The 22,245-nt window shown below is 33.1% G+C and carries 18 protein-coding genes; 4 read left to right on the top strand and 14 right to left on the bottom strand.

Annotated features, from left to right (window positions below):
* Window positions 1-55: 55 nt before the first annotated feature.
* The 4 genes from AC07SW_RS05390 to AC07SW_RS05375 all read right to left on the bottom strand — a co-directional run bounded on the left by AC07SW_RS05390 (window position 56) and on the right by AC07SW_RS05375 (window position 5,211).
* The gene (locus AC07SW_RS05390) at window positions 56-1,822 is read right to left on the bottom strand and encodes a glycoside hydrolase family 13 protein (protein WP_135022650.1); all 1,767 of its coding nucleotides are present in this window, start codon (window positions 1,820-1,822) and stop codon (window positions 56-58) included.
* Between the two features lie 2 nt (window positions 1,823-1,824).
* Window positions 1,825-3,513, bottom strand: coding sequence for an alpha-glucosidase (locus AC07SW_RS05385; protein WP_463685221.1), 1,689 nt, complete (start codon window positions 3,511-3,513; stop codon window positions 1,825-1,827).
* A gap of 145 nt (window positions 3,514-3,658) precedes the next feature.
* Window positions 3,659-4,624: a LacI family DNA-binding transcriptional regulator gene (locus tag AC07SW_RS05380; protein ID WP_074402056.1), complete on the bottom strand. Its 966-nt coding sequence runs from the start codon at window positions 4,622-4,624 to the stop codon at window positions 3,659-3,661.
* A 113-nt stretch (window positions 4,625-4,737) separates the two neighbouring features.
* Entirely contained in the window at window positions 4,738-5,211 is a 474-nt protein-coding gene (locus AC07SW_RS05375; RefSeq protein WP_135022648.1) for a Fur family transcriptional regulator, read from the bottom strand.
* A 243-nt stretch (window positions 5,212-5,454) separates the two neighbouring features.
* On the opposite strand from AC07SW_RS05375, the gene AC07SW_RS05370 reads away from it, so the two are divergent.
* Both AC07SW_RS05370 and AC07SW_RS05365 read left to right on the top strand, forming a co-directional pair.
* Window positions 5,455-6,747 (top strand): glutamate-1-semialdehyde 2,1-aminomutase, encoded by a 1,293-nt coding sequence (locus AC07SW_RS05370; RefSeq protein WP_034570722.1) that lies wholly within the window; start codon window positions 5,455-5,457, stop codon window positions 6,745-6,747.
* A 145-nt stretch (window positions 6,748-6,892) separates the two neighbouring features.
* The gene (locus AC07SW_RS05365) at window positions 6,893-7,984 is read left to right on the top strand and encodes an FUSC family protein (RefSeq protein ID WP_119907783.1); all 1,092 of its coding nucleotides are present in this window, start codon (window positions 6,893-6,895) and stop codon (window positions 7,982-7,984) included.
* 33 nt (window positions 7,985-8,017) lie between these two features.
* On the opposite strand, the gene AC07SW_RS05360 is transcribed toward AC07SW_RS05365, so the two are convergent.
* The 5 genes from AC07SW_RS05360 to recX all read right to left on the bottom strand — a co-directional run bounded on the left by AC07SW_RS05360 (window position 8,018) and on the right by recX (window position 13,851).
* Window positions 8,018-8,863: an SGNH/GDSL hydrolase family protein gene (locus tag AC07SW_RS05360; protein ID WP_485401890.1), complete on the bottom strand. Its 846-nt coding sequence runs from the start codon at window positions 8,861-8,863 to the stop codon at window positions 8,018-8,020.
* A 131-nt stretch (window positions 8,864-8,994) separates the two neighbouring features.
* Window positions 8,995-9,528, bottom strand: coding sequence for a nucleoside tri-diphosphate phosphatase (gene ntdP / locus AC07SW_RS05355; RefSeq protein WP_034570730.1), 534 nt, complete (start codon window positions 9,526-9,528; stop codon window positions 8,995-8,997).
* A gap of 241 nt (window positions 9,529-9,769) precedes the next feature.
* Complete coding sequence (locus AC07SW_RS05350; protein ID WP_485401868.1) at window positions 9,770-11,272, bottom strand: AcpB/EbpR/MafR family transcriptional regulator; 1,503 nt, start codon at window positions 11,270-11,272, stop codon at window positions 9,770-9,772.
* Window positions 11,273-11,845: 573 nt separating this feature from the next.
* The gene (gene mutY / locus AC07SW_RS05345) at window positions 11,846-13,015 is read right to left on the bottom strand and encodes an A/G-specific adenine glycosylase (RefSeq protein ID WP_034570733.1); all 1,170 of its coding nucleotides are present in this window, start codon (window positions 13,013-13,015) and stop codon (window positions 11,846-11,848) included.
* The gene (gene recX, locus AC07SW_RS05340) at window positions 13,012-13,851 is read right to left on the bottom strand and encodes a recombination regulator RecX (RefSeq protein WP_238328268.1); all 840 of its coding nucleotides are present in this window, start codon (window positions 13,849-13,851) and stop codon (window positions 13,012-13,014) included. The genes mutY and recX overlap by 4 nt, the downstream gene beginning before the upstream one ends.
* A 173-nt stretch (window positions 13,852-14,024) precedes the next feature.
* Here recX and rlmD point away from each other — a divergent pair, with 173 nt between their 5' ends.
* Entirely contained in the window at window positions 14,025-15,401 is a 1,377-nt protein-coding gene (gene rlmD, locus AC07SW_RS05335) for a 23S rRNA (uracil(1939)-C(5))-methyltransferase RlmD (protein ID WP_034570736.1), read from the top strand.
* Between the two features lie 107 nt (window positions 15,402-15,508).
* Window positions 15,509-16,159, top strand: a complete 651-nt coding sequence (locus tag AC07SW_RS05330; protein ID WP_135022644.1) for a deoxynucleoside kinase — start codon at window positions 15,509-15,511, stop codon at window positions 16,157-16,159.
* 161 nt (window positions 16,160-16,320) lie between these two features.
* Here AC07SW_RS05330 and wecB read toward each other — a convergent pair whose 3' ends face one another.
* The 5 genes from wecB to AC07SW_RS05305 all read right to left on the bottom strand — a co-directional run bounded on the left by wecB (window position 16,321) and on the right by AC07SW_RS05305 (window position 22,233).
* A complete protein-coding gene (gene wecB, locus AC07SW_RS05325) occupies window positions 16,321-17,469 on the bottom strand; it encodes a non-hydrolyzing UDP-N-acetylglucosamine 2-epimerase (protein ID WP_034570743.1) in 1,149 nt (382 codons plus the stop codon).
* 100 nt (window positions 17,470-17,569) lie between these two features.
* On the bottom strand, window positions 17,570-18,475 hold the full coding sequence (locus AC07SW_RS05320) for an LCP family glycopolymer transferase (RefSeq protein WP_463685218.1): 906 nt from the start codon (window positions 18,473-18,475) through the stop codon (window positions 17,570-17,572).
* 17 nt (window positions 18,476-18,492) lie between these two features.
* Window positions 18,493-19,707 carry a nucleotide sugar dehydrogenase gene (locus AC07SW_RS05315; RefSeq protein ID WP_135022642.1) on the bottom strand — a complete coding sequence of 405 codons (1,215 nt, stop codon included), beginning with the start codon at window positions 19,705-19,707 and terminating at the stop codon, window positions 18,493-18,495.
* The gene (cps2T, locus tag AC07SW_RS05310) at window positions 19,700-20,872 is read right to left on the bottom strand and encodes a beta 1-4 rhamnosyltransferase Cps2T (RefSeq protein WP_135022641.1); all 1,173 of its coding nucleotides are present in this window, start codon (window positions 20,870-20,872) and stop codon (window positions 19,700-19,702) included. Before cps2T ends, AC07SW_RS05315 begins: the two co-directional genes overlap by 8 nt.
* On the bottom strand, window positions 20,869-22,233 hold the full coding sequence (locus tag AC07SW_RS05305) for a glycosyltransferase (protein ID WP_494632402.1): 1,365 nt from the start codon (window positions 22,231-22,233) through the stop codon (window positions 20,869-20,871). The genes cps2T and AC07SW_RS05305 overlap by 4 nt, the downstream gene beginning before the upstream one ends.
* Window positions 22,234-22,245 lie beyond the last annotated feature (12 nt).

Raw genomic sequence — 22,245 nt, 5'->3', positions numbered from 1 at the left:
CATTTCATTTGCTAAGAAAAACGAACCTAGTTAAAAACCAAGTTCGTTTCTCTTTTTATTTTTTTAAAATAACAAATCCGTTTTGTTTAAGATGCCATTTTTCATCTATTAATTCAGCAGCTTGTTCCATTAAAAGGGTTCCATGATCGTTTACAGTATATGCAGCATCTCCTTGATTGAAGTAGGCTACAATCGTTTCGTCATTTGCTGTTCGTCTAAAGCCGACTACCTTTTCATTTTCCTCAATTAAATGCCACTCTAATGAACCAAAACTCAACAACGCTTGATGCTCTTTTCTTAATTGAATTAATTTTTTGGTAAATTCAAATAATGTTAAGTCCTGCTTATCTTTGTCCCAAATCATACATTTACGACAATCAGGATCGTTAGCACCATCTAACCCAATTTCAGTTCCATAATAAATGCATGGGGAACCGTGTTGTAAGAAAGTGAAGGCCAGTGTTGCTTTTGCTAATTCTTTGTCTCCATTACAAATGGTCAATAAGCGTGCTGTATCATGTGAGTCTAACATATTAAACATTACTTCATTGGTTTGTTGACGGTACAACATTAATTGTTCGTTTAAGCCTGAAACCATTTTAGTTGGAGCGATGCTTTTCTTAATAAAGAAATCTTCAATCGTTTCGGTATAAGCGTAGTTCATTACGCCGTGAAACTCATCGCCTTGTAACCAACTTTGAGAGGAATGCCAGATTTCACCTAAGATATAAAAGTCTTTTTTCAAGGCTGTTGTTGCTTGATAGAACTTTTTCCAAAAATGATGATCGACTTCGTTAGCAACGTCTAAGCGCCAAGCATCGATATCAAATTCTTTGATCCAGTATGCGGCAATATCAAGTAAATAATCTTGCACTTCCGGATTTGCTGTGTTCAGTTTAGGCATATGTGGCGTAAATGCAAACGTATCATAAGAAACCGTCCTAGCTCCTTCAAAGTTGCCATTTTCACCAATTGCAACAGGGAAGCTATGAATATGGAACCAATCGACATATTTTGATTGCTTACCATTTTTTAAGACATCTTGCCATAATGGGGACTTGTCTCCTGCATGGTTAAATACCGCATCTAACATCACTTTAATCCCTCTTTGATGGGCTTTATCGACTAATTCTTTAAAGGTCTCTTTACTTCCAAAGGCTGGATCAATTTCAAAATAATCAATGGTATCATATTTATGATTTGAACTCGCTTTAAAAATCGGGCATAAATAAAGACCGTTAATCCCAAGCTCTGTTAAATGATCTAAATGGTCGATAATTCCTTGTAAATCACCACCGTAAAAATCGGTTGTGTCTGGATGTTCCTTGCTTCCCCATGCTAAGGCTCCTACTGGAGTAATACTTGGGTCACCGTTTGCAAATCGCTCTGGGAAAATTTGATACCAAATCGTTTTCTTAACCCAATCTGGTGCTTTAAAGCGATCAATTTCATGGAAATAAGGCATTCTGAAATAATATCCTGCAACTTCTCGGACTTCTTTCGTATCTTCAAAGCTTCCGCGATCTCCATAAAAAACGGTTTCTTGATCTTTTCCAACTAATGAAAAAGCATATTGTAAACGACGGTAAGGTGCTTCAACAACAATTTGCCAGTAATCATGAATTTCCGTACTAGCAAGTAATGTCATTGGCTGTTGTTCTTGGTACCATTGGTCTTCTCCAAATAAATAAGGGTCGCCACTAATTAAAAAAGCTGTTGTGACATCATCTTTTTTCGTTCTCAATCGAATGTGAAATTCTCCCTCTTGATATAAATACGCGTACTCACTATCTGGTCTGTGTAAAATTGCTGATTTTTCCATTTCTATTCTCCTTTAAGTTTTATTACCAAGCATCCGTATGGTGCTAAGTGAATCTGTTGATTTTGTATATAGTTGCCATCGTTTTCAAGTAAAATATCACCTGCTTGCTCTGCTTTGGAACAGGTTATTTGCTTAGGTGTATCTGTTAAATTGCAGTAGATATTCGCAGTTGAATCCTCAATCGAACGTGTGTAGCAGTAAAACTCATCTGACGTTTCTTGTAATTGGAATACACCGGTTGTAAATAAAGATGTTTTTTTAAGCGCTATCATTTTTTTGTAGTAATTTAACACACTATTTTTTTCAATTTCTTCTGTGGCAACAGTATCTTCTTTCGATTGATTGACGCCACTCCATGGGGCTACTTTTGAAAATCCTGAATAGTCACTTGCATCCCATTGCATTGCTCCACGACTAACATCTTTGCTGCTGCTATTTAGCATTTCTAAGATTGCAGAATCAGAATAGCCTATGCTTGTTGCCTTTTCATAAAAACGAACAGCACCTGGATCTTCATAGGCTGCCAAGTCTTTCATTTTTAAATTGAGCATTCCCAACTCTTCTCCATACAAGATAAATGGAATTCCTTTTTGTAAATACATTAAAGTCGCTAACATTTTACTGCTATTTTTTCGGTACTCAGGTCTTTCATCACCAAATCGGCTTGCGATTCTTGCCATATCGTGGTTGTTCCAATATAACGTTGGACCACCAATTGAAGCTAATTTAACTTGCCATTCTACCATTACATTTTTAAATACGTGATAGTCTAACGGACCTTTTTGCATTCCTGCTGATAATAACGGGTCTTTTTGGCTTTCGTCTTCAACAAAATGTCGAAAAGAAATGACTGCGTCACACTCATCTTTTGTTTGATCTGTATAAGCAACTGCTAAGTCAACGTCAGCTGAAGCAGCTTCTCCAACAATAAATACATCCGGCTTAACACGTCGAACTTCTTTAATAAAATCACTTAAATATTCATGTACTTCTGGTAAATTGCTATAAAATTCTTCCGCAATCGCAAGTTCTCCTTCTGGTACATTCGCTACATCTGGATAATTTTTTTCTTTTGCAATATGAATAAAAGCATCTAACCGAAAGGCATCTACGCCCTTAGCTAGCCAAAATGTTGCAATGTTTAGCATTGCTATGCGCACTTCTGGGTTTTTCCAGTTTAAATCGGGCATTTCTTTAGCGAATAGGTGAAAGTAATATTCTTTTCGATCAGGAACCTTTTCCCAAACCGATCCACCAAAAAAGGAAGCCCAATTATTTGGCAATTGACCTGTTTCTTTTTCATCTGTCCAAAGATAGTAATCCCGATATAAACTATCAGGATCATGCAAGGCTTCTTGAAACCACGGATGTTGATCTGATGTATGGTTTAAAACGAAATCAAACATAATTTTAATTCCAAGCTGATGTGCTTTTTCAATCAATTCTTCAACATCCGTCATTGTGCCAAAAATCGGGTCGATTCGGTAATAGTTTGATATGTCGTAACCGTTATCAATTTGAGGTGAAATAAATATTGGATTTAACCAAATGACATTTACCCCAAGTGAGTGAATATAATCTAATCGCTGGATAATCCCTTGTATATCACCAATTCCATCATCATTCGTATCTTGAAAACTACGAGGATAAATCTGATAGACAACAGCTGACTGCCACCATTTTTGATTCATGTATGCCACACCTCCACCATTGTTTTTAAATTCTCTCTAAGCTTAAACAAAAATTGAAGTGGTGACAATCACAATTCAATTGTTACCGCTAACATTATTTTTGAATTAAAAAAACAGCTTGACTCATAGCCAAACTGCCTGTTAGTTATTCTGGTTTAATTATAGGAACTGTCGATTCACGAATGACTAGTTCTGGTTGAAAAAAATGACTTCCTTGTGGAGCGCCCTGTTGTTCAATTTTATTTAACAGCATTCTAGCGCAATCAACGCCCATTTCAATGACGGATTGCTTCACGGTAGTCAATGGAGGTGAGGCAATTTGATCTAGAAAAACACCATCATTCCCAATAATGCCATATTCTTGAGGGATTTTCCCTCCTAATGTCAAGATGCTACGCTCGATGCCAATCGCCAATCGATCCGAACTGCAAATAAAAGCTGTGCCTGGTTTGAATTGGTTCCAATTTTCTATGATAAACTCCGAGGAATAACGCGAACGATTTTCAAATCGATGGATTACTGGCACCAGACCATGTTGCTGCATAGTATTAATATAACCTGCTTCTCTAGAATATTCAAAAGGTTCTTTGACATTAATGCCAATAAAAACAATGGAGGTAAAGCCTTGTTGAATAGCATGTTGTGTTGCTAAGGTGGTACCGTATTTGTTATCTGTGTCAACAAAATCATACCCATGATGATTCTCTCCAAATAACACAACTGGTTTTTTAGCACCTTCAATCCAACGATAGTCTTCTTCTCGCATACCTGTGATTATATACCCGTCACATGCACCAATATCAAAACTGTTTTTAGTGACTAGTTGCAATGTATAGTGATATTTATCTAACTCTTTTGCGATACCTGTTAATAAATTCATATAGTAAGGTTCCGTCGTGTCCATTTCTTCCAAGATAAAAAATTTAATGACTTGAGTGCGATTATTTGCTAACGCCTTAGCTGCCACATTTGGGCGATAATCTAGCTCTTTCATGGCTTTAAAAACTAACTCTTTCAATTCATCTGTTACTTGTTCAGGATGATTGATTACTCGAGAAACGGTCATTTTTGAAACATTTGCTCTTTTCGCCACATCTGTCAGCGTTACCATTAATTGATTCACCTCGGTTAAATTTCCAACTGCTATTTTCTATATTATGACTTCTTGTTACAGAAATTTCAAGTCTCTCTTTACAAAAAAAGCTAGCCTGGATAGGCTAGTTTTTAATGATTGACTGGTATTTCTGTTGACACACTGTCAGCTGCTTTATGTTTTGCTATACATTCTGGACAAGTGCCATACATTTCCATACGATGATGAGTGACTTCAAAACCCGTTAAGTTAGAAGCAACCACTTCAACATCATCTAATCCAGGATAATAGATGTCAACAATTTTTCCGCATTCTTCACAAATAGCGTGGTAGTGCTGAGTTGATGTAAAATCAAAACGACTTGAAGAGTCTCCATAAACCATTTCTTGTACAAAGCCAATCTTAGTAAATAATCTAAGGTTGTTGTAAACTGTCGCTACACTCATATTTGGAAAACGATCTGCTAGAGCACGATAAATCTCGTCTGCAGTCGGATGGCTTTCAGATTCAATTAGAAATTCTAAAATAGCATAACGTTGTGGGGTAATTCTAATATTTGAGGCTTTTAATTTCTCAATTGAATGAATGACTTGTGAATTTTTCATTCGACTTCCTCCTTGACTTTAATTCCGTTTAGTTGAATAAGTGATGATTTTTTTAATAAATTAGGAAAGGATTGATTTAGTTTTATAACTAAAAATCGTTCTTTATCCCTTCTATCATACTGCTATTTCCCTCTTTTTGCAACGATGATGACAAATTGTTCATTTTTTAGCCACTAAGCGTTGCACTTCTCTCTTTCGACACTTACAATAAAGGAGCAGTGTTATCAAATAGGAGGGATTTTTATGTTAGATCATACGGAATCAAACCGTTTAGCCAATGAAGCTAGACAAGTTATTGTAGGTGGAGTTAATAGTCCAAGTCGTTCGTTTAAAGGCGTTGGTGGTGGAGATCCTGTTACAATGGTCAAAGGAGATGGCGCGTATCTTTTTGATGTAGATGGCAATCGTTATATTGATTACTTAGCAGCTTTTGGGCCTATTATTACAGGTTTTAATCATCCTCATATTGTTGAAGCAATCAAACGTTCTGCAGAAACTGGTGTGTTATTTGGAACACCTACTGAGCATGAAATTAAATTTGCTAAAATGTTAACAGATGCGATTCCATCAATGGATAAGGTTCGTTTTACAAACTCAGGAACTGAAGCCGTTATGTCTACTATTCGGGTTGCAAGAGCTTATACCAATCGTGAATTGATTGTTAAATTCTCAGGTGCCTATCACGGTCATTTTGATTTGGTTTTAGTTGAAGCAGGAAGCGGCCCCTCAACCTTAGGTGCAAGTGATTCTGCTGGGGTTACAAATGGAACAGCGAAAGAAGTAATTACAGTGCCTTTCAATCAGGTAGAACCCTTTAAACAGGTTATGGAAAAATGGGGGCATCAGGTTGCTGCTGTATTAGTTGAACCTATTATTGGTAACTTTGGAATGGTGGCTCCAGTCCCTGGTTTTTTAGAAGCGGTAAATGAAATCGCTCATGAATTTGGTGCGCTTGTTATCTATGATGAGGTTATTACCAACTTTAGATTTAGATACGGTGCTGCGCAAGATATGTTAGGAGTCATTCCTGACTTAACTGCTTTTGGAAAATCAATCGGTGGTGGATTGCCAATTGGAGCTTACGGCGGTCCTGACAAAATTATGAACACTGTTGCTCCTCTTGGCCCAGCTTATCAAGCAGGAACAATGGCGGGCAATCCTCTTTCTATGCAAGCCGGAATTGCTTGTTTAGAAGTATTGCAAGAACCAGGTATTTACGAACGTATGGCAAATTTTGCTGAACAATTAAAAGATGCGTTATTAGCAGCGGGAACTGCCCACAATATTCCAACTGTTGTAAATCAAATTGGAGGTTCCTTAACCGTTTATTTTTCTGAACATCCTGTTGTCAATTATGAAGATGCAAAAAATACGGATTCAGAACGTTTTGGTCGTTTCTTCAAATTAATGTTAGATGAAGGAATTAATTTAGCTCCAAGTAAATTTGAAGCTTGGTTCTTAACTATTATGCATACTCAAAAAGACATTGATGATACAATTGTTGCCATTAATAATGCCTTTTCTAAACTAACTTAAACTAGATTTCGAACAACTTCTTCTACTATTTTAGTGAAAATAGCAGAAGAAGTTGTTTTTCGTTTAAATTTTGGATAAAAGCTTTGCTTAAATGAAGAATATCGCTTACTATTAACTAAAGAAGATATTGGAGTTGACTTTTTCTATGAAATTAGGCGCTCGGACTTTAAAAACAGGCTTAGCAATTGCCATTGCGCTATACTTAACACACTTAGCAGGCATTACTTATGTAACGTTTGCTGCAATTTCTGCAGTCTTTGCCATGCAGCCTTCGGTCAAACGATCTCTTAAAACCTTAAAAGATCAAACCATCGGGAATTTACTAGGCGCTGGAATTGCCATTGGGGCATTTTTAACCGTTGGAAATAGTTTTGTTGTTATTGGAATTGCTGCAATTATTCTAATTGCTATTCTTAACCGCTTTCGACTAGATAGTGTAATTGGACTGGCAACAGTGACTTTAATCGTTGTTATGATGACTTCAGAAGATAGCTTTATGCTTTACGCTTTGTTGCGTTTTTCTTCTACTATGATTGGGATTCTAACAGCATTTATTGTCAATACACTCTTTTTTCCACCACGTTATGAAGAAAAGCTTTATCATGTAGTCGACTATGCCACAACTGAGATTTTAAAATGGATTCGGGCTAGTGTTCGTAAAAATACTGAATATCCATTTTTGAAAAAAGATTTAAAATGGGTAAAAAAACAAATGGAAAAAATGGATTTTTATTATTCTTTATTTAGCGAAGAAGATGTTTATTTTAGAAAGACTCGGTTTCAAAATTTAAGAAAAGTTGTGGTTTATCGTCAAATGATTTCAACTACTAAGGCAGCTTACAATTTATTGAAAACCATTCATAATAATGAAAATGCCTTTAATAATTTCCCTCCTGAGTTGCGAATTTTAATTCGCGAACGGTTGGAGACTCTCCTAAGCGCTCATGAACAAATTCTTTTAAAATTCAATGGTCGAGTTCCTGCTGGCAGTGTAAATTTTATTGCAAATAATCGTTCGTTACGTAAAGAATTTATGCAGTCCTTTTTCGATGAAGCCAGTACGGAAGAAAATATTAAAGATGATTATTTACAAAGCAACTCCGTCATTCATATTATGTCTAGCATTTTAAATTACGAAGAATATTTAGAACATTTAAATGCTCTTGTAACTAGTTATAAAGGCAATCATTGGAATCCATCGTCAGATATTTCAAACATTGAAAATGTAGAACAATAAAAAAACAATGAGCAAATTTTGCTCATTGTTTTTTTATTTAATTCCACTTGTTGTATCAATGGGTTGTGTTAAGGATTTTTCAAATAGTTCGATATAGAGAGCTTTTCCAGCACTGTTCATTGTTATGCCATCTGCTTCTAAGGTAGTTTCTATAGGTTGGTTTTGCTCTTCTAAATAAGAACTATATTGATCATGAAGATCAAAATAAAGAAAGTGTTCTTCTGTTTCAATTTCTTTTAAATTTTCTAAATAGCTTACATAGTTAATAGATCTAGAATTATATGCTTCTTTTAAGATGCTACTTGGTGGGGGTGTCACTAAAATCACCAGCGCTTCTGGCAGTTGTGCTCGGATATCTTCCATAAGTTGAACAAGGTAATCTTTTGAATTGGTTAAACTAATATCAATTTCTTGATCTCCCACTACAGGTACTTGAAAAAAAACAACATCAGGTGCATTACTTGCTAGCGTAGCCACCGAATTTTGAGTTATTAATTGGTATGTACTTGGGTTTGGAATAGAGACAGATTGAATCGCCAAGTCTGCTACCTTCAATTCTTTACCAATCCAGTTTTGCAAAGGTTCGATTACTTCAGGCTGCTGTTCTTTTCCTCCAAAAAATGAAACGGAGACTTTTTGTTTTTTAGCCATCACTAATTTTAGATAATCAATAGTAGCTATGCTTTCTCGGTTACTTTCAATTTCACTTATTTCTTTTTCTTCTTGTTTTTTTTCAGATATTTCTTTTTTTACAATTTTAGTTTTTCCTTGATTAATCATTGCTTCTTTTTTAGTTTCTGCATAGTGAGAACCTGCTATAATTACTCCAGCAGTCACCATAATACTCACCAATAAAAAAAGGATGTTTCTTTTTTCCATCTTAGCATGACTCCTTTCTTATGTACTATTTTATTATATCATATTCATCATAATGATTGTTTAAAAAAAAGCACCTCATAAAGAGGTGCTTTTTTTTATGAATCATCCTTGTCATCCAATTTTAAAACCCATCATTTTTGTGACAATTGTTGATAGCGTTCATACCAAAGTTCAACGTATTCTTTAGAAAAGGGACCTTTTTCTTCATTGATCCATTCTACAAGAACTTTAACATTTTCCTTTAAGATATGATCGATATCATTTGGATATTGCCACTTTTTACGGTGAGCTTCATATTCGTCTACATCTAATAGGCGTTTTTCTCCGTCGGGAAATACCTTGATGTCTAAATCATAATCAATATATTTTAACGCTTCTTCATCCATTGTATAGGGTGAAGCTAGATTACAATAATACGAAATCCCATTTTCGCGAATCATTGCAATGATGTTAAACCAATAATGCTTATGAAAATAAACAATTGCTGGTTCTCTCGTGAGCCACCTTCTGCCATCTGCTTCAGTTACTAGTGTGTGATCATTGCAACCAATTACCGATTGTTCACTCGTTTTAAGAACCATAGTATCTCGCCATGTGCGGTGTAAACTGCCATCATGTTTGTAGCTTTGGATGGTGATGAATTCTCCTTCTTTTGGAACACGCATCCCATACCCAACTTTCTGATTCCTCAATAAAAAAGAGAAATAATTTAATAATTAACAGTTTTACTTCTTCTTAACTCAACAATATTATATCACATATAATAGCGTTTATCTAAATTATTCCGTTCATCTATGTAAAAAAACCGTTTCTCCCCTTTAAAAGAAACGGTTTTTTTATTTTAATTGTGAAAAATTCAAACGTTTATCGTTGATTCATTTGAATTAACAGTTCTAGTTTAGTTTATTAATCTAAAAAAAGAAATTCTTTTTCTTTTTTTATTTCACTTAATTTATCACGTAAATTTTTCCAATCCGTATCACTTGGAATTGGATCCCAAATTAACATTCGGTTTTCAGATAACTTGTAAGGAATATTAAAAGTATCCGAAACAATTAAATCCGTTTCTTTCGTCTCTTCATCAGTAAAAAATAAATGGTATTGTGTCATTTTAGAAAGCTCTTTTTTTAAAATCGTTTCTAAAATTTTACTATGAGAAGAATAGAGGTAGACACTTATAGGGATTGTATAATTTTTCACATCAATTGAAACAAACAATGTTAACATGTAGCTAGGAAAAAGGAATTCTTTGTTATAGTAATACTTTGAGAAAGAATCAAATTCAATGAAATTTTGGTAGGTGTTTTTTACTAATTTATAAAAAGAAGGATATATCCGATCAAAACGTTTTGTTTTTAACGGTTCTTCAAATGGCGATAAAAGTCCTTCAAATAAAAAGGCATACATATGGATGCTAATTAAATTAGCTAACAAAATATTGTATTGATCTTTCTTTAATGGTTTTGATAAAAAATGATTTAAGCTCTCAATAAATTGGACTGAAGCCACTTTAAATACTTCGTTATTTTCATTAATTGCTTCTAAAAGTGGAAGCATTTTATCATCGTACTCGACATAGTAAATATTGTACATCATTACAACATAATAAAAATAAACTTCTTCATCAATTTGTTGTATCGTAAGTTCACTATTTATTTCTAGACAGAGTTTTGTAATTTCTTTTTTATTTTTCAGATAGGAAGGATTCTTTTTTAGCATTCTTTCAATTTCAGGTAGCGCTCCAATCAATTCATTTTCTTTCACTCTCATTAAGGTAATTGCAAACCATAAATCAAGCTTATTTTCATTGATTAAAGTATTATTTTCTAGGTAATTTTCAGGATAAAGTAATTGTCTCAACTTTTTTATAAACTCTTTAGAATAGGGAAATGGCCAATTGACACTTGTTCTTGTTTCCCAAAAGAAAGAATAGAAAAAATAACGAATCATTTTCTCTTCCCCAATTATTTGAATTTTAGAAGCTTGTTGTAACTCTAAGTTGAACTGAGCTAATATCGTTTTGACGCTATTTATTTTACGATAAGTTGAGGCTTGGCTTAAGTAATAGTCCTTTGCGTATTGCGATGTACTTTTTGTCGTGTTAAAAAAACAATCTAAAATTACCTGATATTCAAAAGATTTCTTTAAATATAAATGAATCAAACGATCTAATGAAAACTCATTACTAAATTTAGCAATAAACAATTTATTTTCTATTTTGATTGATAGAGTCTGAATGCCTAATTCTTCTAAATCTTCTATTAAAGACTCAACTGTTGTTGTCAATGTTTGAGTTGAGCAGCTTAGCTCTTTTGCTAAATCACTAATATTATTTAGTTCTTTATTGTCTTTAGCTATCTTCAATAAGCGAATTTTTCGAGTCTGCAGTCTGTCTAAAAAATGTTTCATTTAATTTTTTTACCCCCAACTAAATTAATCAAATTTACGCTATTTTCATCTTATCTTATTCATTATATACTAATCCATGCCAAAAAGGAGAGAAATAGGGGTTTTCTCTCCTTTTTATTATTTAAAATTAAAAATCGTTTGTGTTTTGACCTTATTTATTATTTATTTATCTGTCTGCAGTTCTTAATCTAACGAGCTTAAGATACCTTTGAAAATGTTTCTTGAGCAGAGTTACCTTTTTGTTCTACATTTCTTTTTTCATTCTTTTCTACAACACTTTGAATTAATTGATCGACAAATCCTGACATCTTCAATCTCCTCTTTTCGTTTAAATTTACTATAAAACTAAAAGTTTTTTATTAAATAACTAAAAGCTTACTTGACTTGATAATGAATTATAGCATTTCTACTTTTAATTATGAATGTTTTTGTTTGGAGTATCAGGTTGTATTCGGGTGATTTAGCTCTATAAAAGCTATTCTATCAGTCTTGTTGATCCTTTTATCGTTTATTTGACCATTTCTTAAAAAAAATGATAAAAGACATGAACTTCTAGTCAGAAGTTCATGTCTTTTAATCTTTAAATTTAGTTAAATAAGCTTGCCACATCTTTTGTTGCGGACCTGGAAAAGTATACTGGTCAAATTCACTTGGATGTACCCATTTACAATTCTTTGGAAGTTCTTCATGATCATTGTCTTCAATTAATTGTCCAAAGTAGACTGCGATAAACCATTTTAAATGACTAAAAATATGTTTCACTTCAACAAATGGTTTTTTTAACCAAACTGGTTCTACTTGATAGTTTTCTTTTATTTCCTTTGTTAAATTTTCTAAAGTCTGTTTTTCGATGTCTTCAGGTTGCTTACTCGTCAATCCACCTAATGGTAGGAGAGTATTTTCAATAATTGGTTCTTCCTCTACCAAAGGAAATGTCCACATATTTGCCAATAAGCCTTTTTCTTCGCGTTTCTCCAATAAAAATTCACCACGATTGTTTTTGATAATCGCTCCTATATAGTAGACCGGTTTTGCCTTTTTCTTTTTACTTTTTACGGGATACTGTAACATCGTTCCTTTTTCAAATGATTGACAGAATTCATTGATTGGGCAAAGATTACAAGTTGGCGTTGTTGGCGTACAGGTGCTAGAACCTAAATCCATCATCGCTTGATTAAAATCCCCTGGTTTATGGGGATCGATAATATCTGTCATAATTTTTTCAAAGGTTTTTCTTGACGCGGGTTTTGCAATATCTTCACTGATTTCAAAGAGCCGACTAACCACTCGCATCACATTTCCATCTACTGCTGGTATTGGTAACTGAAAAGCCATGCTTGAAATAGCTCCCGTGGTATAAGGACCAATTCCTTTTAAAGTCGCAATCAATGCTGGATCTTTTGGCATTTCGCCATTAAATTCCGTTACAATTTGAATTGCTGCCTTTTGTAAATTTCGAACTCTCGAATAATAGCCCAAGCCTTCCCACGCTTTTAGCAAAACATCTTCATCGGCATCGGCTAAATCCTGAATTGTTGGAAATAAATTCATGAAATTTAAATAGTAAGGAATGACCGTATCTACTCGCGTTTGTTGCAACATAATCTCTGATACCCAAATTCGATAAGGGTCATTATTTTCACGCCAAGGTAAGGTTCTTTTTTCTAAATCGTACCAACTTAAAAAAGTTGCTTGAAAATCTTTTATTTTAGTTTTAGACCAATTATTCAGCTCATTTGTCATTCGTCTTCTTCCAATTCCTTTTCTTCAATAAATTGATTAATTAAGTCTCCTGGAAAACCTTTTTGAAAGAGACTTGTTTTCACTTTTTGAATTTTTTTAAATCCTTTGATACGTTCATTTTTACGCCAGAGTTTTTCACCTTGTTTTTTTAATGCTTCGTATTCATCCTCATCATCTTTAACTGTATCAATATTTTCTAAAACAATAGAAATAACTTCACTCGAAAAACCTTTTTGCATTAAAGTTTGTTGCACTTTATGACGTGTTTCCCTTGAAGAATGTTCAGTCGCTCTTCGTATAACTTTTGCTCCAATAGCCACACCATTTTCTACCATCTGCTCAAAAGGATATTGTTCAAGAGCCTTTAAAATCGTTGCTTCGTCTAAACCTCTACGTTTTAATTCTTGTTTAATGACAATAGGACCTTTACCACCAATGTTGGCGCCTGTTCTTGTATAACTTTCTCCGTAAACTAAGTCATCAATATATTTTTGTTCTTTTAATTTTTCAACAACACTTATCACAGTTTCTATAGTAAACTCGTGTTTTAACAGATCGTCACGAACTTCTTTTTCCGAACGCAGACCATAATTCAAGTAATTTAAAGCTCGATTATAGGCTTTCCAAAGTCCATCTTCCGTTTCTAATTCTTTTTGAAAACTTTCAGTTACTTCCATGCCTTTGTGAAGAACATATTTCACTAAAATAGCTTCATCTATTGGAAATGCGTATTCTCCATCTAAATAAATATTGTAGCGTTCACTACGCTTTTGCGCTTCTATTTTTGTAATTACAGGAATTTTTTTGGTTGATTCTTGTTTTTTTTTTTCATTCATTTGATTCATTCCCTTCTTCACCTTTAGCTCCCTTGCTTCCATACTAGTTTATCATTAGTATAACATAGAAAAGCTTTTGAAAAAGATTGTTTTGATGTTTCATAAAGTGAGTTTTACTTGACCAATCATGTTATAATGATAACAGTTAAAAAATATAAGATTGGAAGGTATTTATGAATCCAGAACATACAATTGAAATTGGTCAACGATTTCCTCTTACGATTAAACGTTTAGGAATTAACGGCGAAGGGATTGGCTATTATAAACGCACCATCGTGTTTGTAAAAGGCGCTTTACCAGAAGAAGAAGTCGTGGCTGAAGTCACTGAAATCATGCCGCGTTTTGCTACAGCAACTATTAAAAAAATCAGAAAACCATCAAAAAATCGTGTGACTCCTCCTTGTGAAGTATACGAAGCATGCGGTGGTTGCCAATTACAACATCTCTCTTATAATAAACAATTAGATTTTAAACGTGATATGGTTTTACAATCTCTTGAAAAATTTAAACCAGTAGGTTTTGAAGAATTTGATATCAGACCTACTATAGGAATGGATGATCCTTGGCGTTACCGGAATAAAGCTCAATTCCAAGTTCGTAAAAACGAAGACGACAAAGTCATTGCTGGTCTATATGGCGAGGGATCTCATAAATTAGTAAATATTGATAATTGTTTGGTTCAACGACCTGAAACAACAAAAACGGTCAATATTGTTAAACAACTTCTATCTGACTTAGATATTCCAATTTATGATGAAGTAAAACACAGTGGAATCATTAAAACCATTGTCGCTCGTGTTGGGATTGAAACAGGTGAAGTTCAATTAGTTTTAGTAACAAATAGTAAAAAACTTCCTAAGAAAAAACAATTTTTAGAGCAAGTTAAACTTCAGTTACCAGAAATTGTCTCAATCATGCAAAACGTCAATCAAGAAAAAACGTCATTAGTCATGGGCGAAGAAACGATTCATCTTGCTGGAAAAGAAAGCTTAACTGAAAAATTAGACACACTAGAATTTGATTTGTCCGCGCGTGCATTTTTCCAATTGAATCCTATTCAAACTAACGTGTTATATGATGAAGCTAGAAAAGCACTTGATTTACAAAAAGATGAGACTTTAGTAGATGCTTATTGTGGTGTTGGAACTATTGGTCTGAGCTTAGCAAAAGATGCCAAAGAAGTCCGTGGGATGGACACCATTCCAGAAGCCATTGCTGATGCAAAAGAAAATGCAATCAAAATGGGATTTGACCACGTTCGTTACGAAGTCGGAAAAGCAGAATCATTGTTGCCACTTTGGTTAAAACGTGGCTTTAAACCTGATGCTCTTGTAGTTGATCCACCAAGAACTGGCCTTGATCCTGAACTAATCAAGGCAATCGTCAAGGCAAAACCTAAAAAAATGGTTTATATTTCTTGTAATCCTTCCACTTTAGGAAGAGATTTAGAAAAATTATCACGAAGCTATAAAGTGGACTACTTACAATCTGTTGATATGTTTCCACAAACAGCTCGTTGCGAAGTAGTTGTAAAATTAACTGCAAAATAATCAAACTTTAAGGGGGGAAATTCGACTATGAATTTTCTCCTTATCAATTTCAACTTATAATAGACTAATTTTTACATCCATGTATTTTGATAGGAGTGTATGAAATAATGAAAGGAGACAATAATGCTGTGATTGTTTTAGCAGGAATGATTGGTGCTGGAAAAAGCACCTATACAAAATTAATCTCTGAAGCACTTGAAAGTGACGCATTTTATGAAAGTGTTGATGACAACCGAATTTTAGAAAAATTTTATGAGGACCCTAAACGCTGGGCTTTTTCATTACAAATTTATTTTTTAAATACTCGTTTCAGAAGCATTAAACAGGCCTTGCAACATCAACATAATGTTCTTGACCGTTCTATTTACGAAGATGCCTTATTTACAAAAATTAACCATCAGCAAGGAAATATGAGTGATGCTGAAATGGATACTTATCTTGATCTATTAGACAATATGATGGAAGAACTTGATTCATTGCCGAAAAAGGCTCCTGATTTATTAATTTATTTAAGAGGTTCCTTAGACACCGTCCTATCTCGAATCAAAAAACGCGGTCGAAGTTTCGAACAAATTGATGGAAATGAGGGGTTATTAGATTACTATACCTTACTTCACAGTCATTATGATGATTGGTTCGACCAATACGATAAAAGTGCGACTCTTGTGATTGATATTGATCAACATGATTTAGAAAATCCGGCCGATGCAGAAAAAATCATTCAGCTGATCCATAATAAGTTAGAAAATATGAATTAAAAAAATAGGATTGAATTTAACCGTTAATGGTTATTCTCAATCCTATTTTTCCGTATTTATGCAATCCGTTTCTTTTTATCATAAAATGACCACCCTAAAAACAACAAACTTTTTTGAATAGAAAAGAAGACTTACTAAATAGTAAGTCCTCTTTTGCAAATTTATTCTACACTAAATGGAGCAGGTGCATTGGTACTCACACCAAATTCATAAGCGATTGCTTCTAAAATACGTTCAGAAGCTTTTCCATCGCCATATGGATTACTTGCTTCAGCCATTTGCTGATGCGCTTTTGGATCATCTAATAATTGAGTCATAGCCGCTAGAACATCTTTTGTTTCAGTTCCTACTAATTTTAGCGTCCCTGCTTTAACACCTTCTGGACGTTCGGTTGTATCGCGTAAAACCAATACTGGAACACCTAATGAAGGAGCTTCCTCTTGAACACCACCAGAATCACTCATAATCATGTAGCTTCTAGCTGCTAAGTTATGAAAATCAATAACATCTAATGGATCAATTAAATGGATGCGTTCGTGGTTACCTAAGATAGTACTTGCTGCTTCTTGTACAACTGGATTTAGATGTACTGGATAAACTACTTCCACATCAGCATGACTGTCCACGACTTTACGAATCGCATGGAAAACACGTTCCATTGGTTCACCTTGATTCTCTCTTCTGTGCATAGTCATCAAAATTAAACGATTGTCTTCTTTGATTTTAGCTAACACTTCATGCTGGTACTCTTCTTTAACCGTCTCATTTAAGGCATCAATTGCCGTATTTCCTGTAATAAATATTTTATCTTTTGGATGATTTTCATTCACTAAATTTTCTTCGCTTTCAACCGTTGGAGCAAAATATAAATCGGATAAGACATCCGTTACTTGGCGGTTCATTTCTTCTGGGAATGGAGAGTACTTATTCCATGTTCTTAATCCCGCTTCAACATGACCTACCATAATTTGGTTGTAAAATGCAGATATTCCTGCTGCAAAAGTTGTTGTTGTATCGCCATGAACTAACACGATATCTGGTTTTGCTTCTTTCATTACATCTTCTAAGCCAATTAAAACATTCGCTGTAATTTGAGCTAAGGTTTGGCGATCTTTCATCACATTTAAGTCATAGTCTGGTTTAATGTTAAAAATGGATAATACTTGATCTAACATTTGACGATGTTGCGCTGTTACAACTACGATTGATTCGAATCGATCACTTTGACGCTCTAATTCTAAAACTAATGGAGCCATCTTAATAGCTTCTGGTCTAGTTCCAAATATCGTCATTACTTTTATTTTCTTCATAAATTCATTTCCTTTTAAGTATATTTTCTATTAACTAAAATAATTGTAACATAAAATAAAAAGCAAACAAACCTGTATCTCGTTTGTTTGCTTTCTATTTTTACAAGCCTAATTGTATTTTTAAATTCTCAGAAATTTTTTGTAACTCTTCTGGTGCTATAATTTGGTATGAAACACCATTAATCATTTCTCCGGTACCTTGCATTTGAATTTGCTCAACATTTCCTGCAGCTGCTTTATATTTCCCTTGAATGTCCATCATATCATCAAAGGTTAAATTTGTTGCCATATTATTCCCCATTGCGTTTAAAATATCTTTATATCTCGTCAAAGTTGAAAAATTAGCCGCTTTTTTAACAATTGCTTCAATGACTTGTCTTTGTCGACCTTGTCTACCATAATCGCCAGTTGGATCTTCATAACGCATTCTTGAGTAGGCCAAAGCTTTTTCACCGTCTAAATGAACTGGACCTTTAGTAAATTTGATATTATCTTGGCTAAAGTCAAGTGGACTATCCACATCAACTCCACCTACAGCATCCACGATCTCTTTTACTCCCTGCATATTGATTTCAATATAATAATCAATTGGGATATCTAATAAATTTTGAACAGTGTTAATCGCCATTGTCGTTCCACCAAAAGCATATGCATGGTTAATTTTATCTGTTGTACCATGACCTACAATTTCAGTATACGTATCTCTTGGAATACTTACAATTTTTGTTTCATTTTTTTCAGGGTTTACGGTAACCACCATAACTGAATCTGAACGACCTTGTTCTGTACGCCCTAGATCGCCTGTATCAACCCCTAATAACAAGACAGAAAAAGGTTGTCCTTTTTCAATATTAATGGGTGTTTTCCTAGTCTCTTCCTTATCAACTTTTTTATACATCTTATCTGTTGTTTTTGTAACATCGTGATACACCTTATAGGCATACGCTCCCATTGCACCTACTGCGAGTAAAAAAATACATAGAATCCAAATTAAGATTTTTTTCATTTTAAATTTCTCCTATCTTACAAAGTGTTCGCTCCAAAAACTATATTTTGAGTATCTAAGACTATTTTACCATTTATTTTATCAATATGTTGTTTTAAATGAGAATGACTTACCATAACTACTATAAAATCAATATCATTTAAAAAATCGTCAAAATTTAGGTATTGAGATTCTACTATTTTCTTATGGATCATTGGATCATATACTTTTAATGCTGGTGCTAAATGTTTTTCCATATTTTCAAGAAGTTGCAATGTTGGACTTTCTCGAACATCGTCAACATCTTGTTTGTATGTTAAACCATATAAGCCTACTCTAGAAAGGTCCTTCATATTATGTTCTTTCATAATTGTATGAATTCTTTCTAAAACAAATTCTGGCATCGAATCATTAATTTCTCTTGCTGTTAAAATAATATTCGCTAACCCTGGATAATCGCCTACTAAAAACCATGGATCTACAGAAATACAATGTCCTCCAACACCTGGCCCTGGGTTCAAAATATTTACTCTAGGATGCATATTAGCAATTTTGATGATTTCATGTACATCCATATCATCAGATCGACAAATTTTTGTTAGTTCATTAGCAAACGCAATATTGATATCTCTGAATGTATTTTCTACTACTTTGGTCATTTCAGCAGTTCTAATATCTGTGACAACTATTTCAGCTTCACAGAACGTTTGATAAATCGCTTTTACTTTCTCGCCAATTTCAATACTATCAGCTCCAATAGTTCTAGAATTATGTTTTAATTCATGAATCATATTTCCTGGTAATATTCTTTCTGGGGCGTGAACGAGGTGGATATCTTCTCCAATTTTGAAATTTTTACTTTTAATAATAGGACGTACAAATTTATCAATTGTACCCGGTGAAACCGTTGATTCAATAACAACAATTGCTCCTTTTTTGCAATTATTCATAACAGCTTCAACTGCACTTATTACGAAACTTGGATCAATCTGCTTATTATCTTTTTCATACGGTGTTGGGACAGTTACAATATACATATCTGAAGATTCATATTCCGTTGTAAATTTAATATTTTCAGCTACTGCATCTAAAAATAAAGTTTCTAGACCCTCTTCTTCGAATGTAGTTTTTCCAGTATTTAAGGTTTCTACTAATTGCTTATTGTAATCCGTTCCAACCACATTATTTCCTTTAGATGCTAACATCAAAGCTGTTGGCAATCCAATATATCCAAGACCAACTACATTAATCATTTGTATTCTCCTCTTCTAAAAATAATTGTTCATACTCATTTATAATTTTTTGCCAAGAATAGTATTTTTTTATTCTATTTTTTGCATCAATTTCCGTAGAATTTATTTCACTATCAATCATTCGATCGCATTGTTCCAACAAATCAGCTAAATTTGCTTCTTCTTTAGAAAAATAATATGCGCCACTCCCACCAACTTCTTTATTGAAAACAACATCCAATAATAAGTTTAACTTAGTTGAAGCTAAAGCTTCCAGTAATGAAGGATTCGTTCCTCCAACCTCGTGACCATGAATATAGCCATATGCTTTTTCTCTTATTTTTTTTAGTAATTCTTGATTATATACTGTTCCTACAAATTTTATTCTTGAATCGGTTGTAAATTTTGTTACTTTTAGTAAATCACTATAAAACTCATTTTCTTCCACATTTGAAATAATTACTAAATCTTTTTGAGATGAAGACTTCATGAATTCACGAATCATCAATTCATAATTATTTTCTGGTACAAATCTGCCTACAATTAAATAATAATCGGACTCTTTAATAGCATTCGTATCAAACCAATCAACTACAAGTTCATTTTTGTCTTCATATACAGAATCAATAATATCTGCTCCATATGCAATAAATGTTGTTTTAGGTGAATAAGAATGATAATCTTTTTTAATATATGTCTCAATACCTACTGAATCACAAATTAATAAATCACTATGCTTTACCATTAATTTTTCAGAGTATTTCCAATAAGTTCTAATAGGTTTAGACCATTTGCTTCGTTTCCATTCATGACCATCTGGATTAACGTAAAGTTTAACACCCATTTTTTTTAATTTTCTTTTATAATACCCAATAAATGGACCAATTCTACAGGCTAATATATATACTGTACATTCAGTTAAATTATTCATCTGAATATAGTCAATTGTTTTCTTTAAACTAATCAGATCATAAAATATTGCTTTTGCACTTCCTATGTTTGGTACAGCTACGTTAAAACAACGGGCACCATTATATTCAAACTCTTTTTGATTATCTGCTAAGCAAGAAACATGGTATTTTATATTTTTTGATACTCTTTTTTTCGTGAGATAATCAACAAAGGTTTCAAATCCCCCATAGTTTGCAGGAATTCCTTTTGATCCTATTATAAAAATATTTTTCATTCTTTACACCCTGCCTTTATATATAAATCTAATATTTTTTTAGTGTGATTTGTCATATCAAATACATTCTTCATATTCAAAATATTTTTATTGGCTGCATTTATTAATTCACGATTTTTAAGTAATTCCTGAATTTTTATTTTTAAATCAACTGGATTTGGATCAAACATAAAGGCGGTGACATTATTATCTACCAAATCCTTACTCCCAACATTTGTAGATAATAAAATTGGAACACCATAAGATAATGCTTCAAGAACGATAAATCCAAAAGTTTCCTTCCATATACTTGGTACAATTAATAAATCTGTATTATCAAATATTTCTGATAATTCCTCATAGCTGTACCTACCATTAAATGAAAAAAATTCAGTATCATAGTTTTCAGGTTCGCGATTTTCCCCGTAACAAGATAAATGCCAACCATCAATATTATCCTTACGCAAATTTTCAAAGGTCCTATATATTAGATTGAAACCCTTACGCTCATTTTGCGGTCCTAAATATAGTATTTTTAAAGGCTCTTGTACGTTAAATTTTTTTATTTTTCTACAATCTCTTATAGAATTGTGTGTAATTGAAAGAACTCTTCCTTCACAATTTATAAATTTTTTAAACTCAATTTTTGCTACTTTACTATTGAAATGGAATAAATCAACTAATTCGAACATTTGAAGATAATAGTTTCTTAACTTAATTTGATTGGCATTTTCTTCAACAGAATAAGGGTGTATTGTTTGTATTTCATTTTCCGAAATATTAGTATCTTTTATTTTTTTTCTAGTTCTCAAAAATTTTATAAATTTTGTATCTTTTAAAAATTTATACGTTTTCGATTGCATAACGGTTATCATTTTAAAAGATAATGGATTTGTTCCACAAGTAATACAATTAATATTACATACTTTACTTAATTGTCCGATTGGTTTTACAAGTGTTTGTGGACATAAGCCATAATAATCATGCGTTGTATAAATAATTGTCAATTTCAATTTTTTTGAAGCTGTTAAAAACTCTTTTGGAAGCCCCATCAAGGTATGAACATGTACTAATTGAATTTTGTTCGCTATTAAAAATTCTAGAAATATTGATTCTTTAATTGGCTTCATGAATTTTTTAGCTTCACTAACTCCATTTAATAATGGTACTGGTAATGGATTAACCAATTCAAAAATATTAATACCTTGATAATTTTTTCTTTTTTTTATATTAGCTTTAGTTAAACTGTTATAACTTCCCGGAAAAAGCAAATAAATATTATGATTTAATTTTAATTCTTCCTCCATTAAATCAATTGAGTACTTTGTTAATCCACCTGTTCGATATGGAGGAATACCTAATGTATAATGAAGTATATGCATTCATGTCACAAC

The organism is Carnobacterium sp. GW821-FHT04C06 (assembly GCF_059420345.1).
The sequence above is the reverse complement of the archived record's forward strand: the minus strand, read 5'-3'. Positions and strand labels throughout refer to the sequence as shown.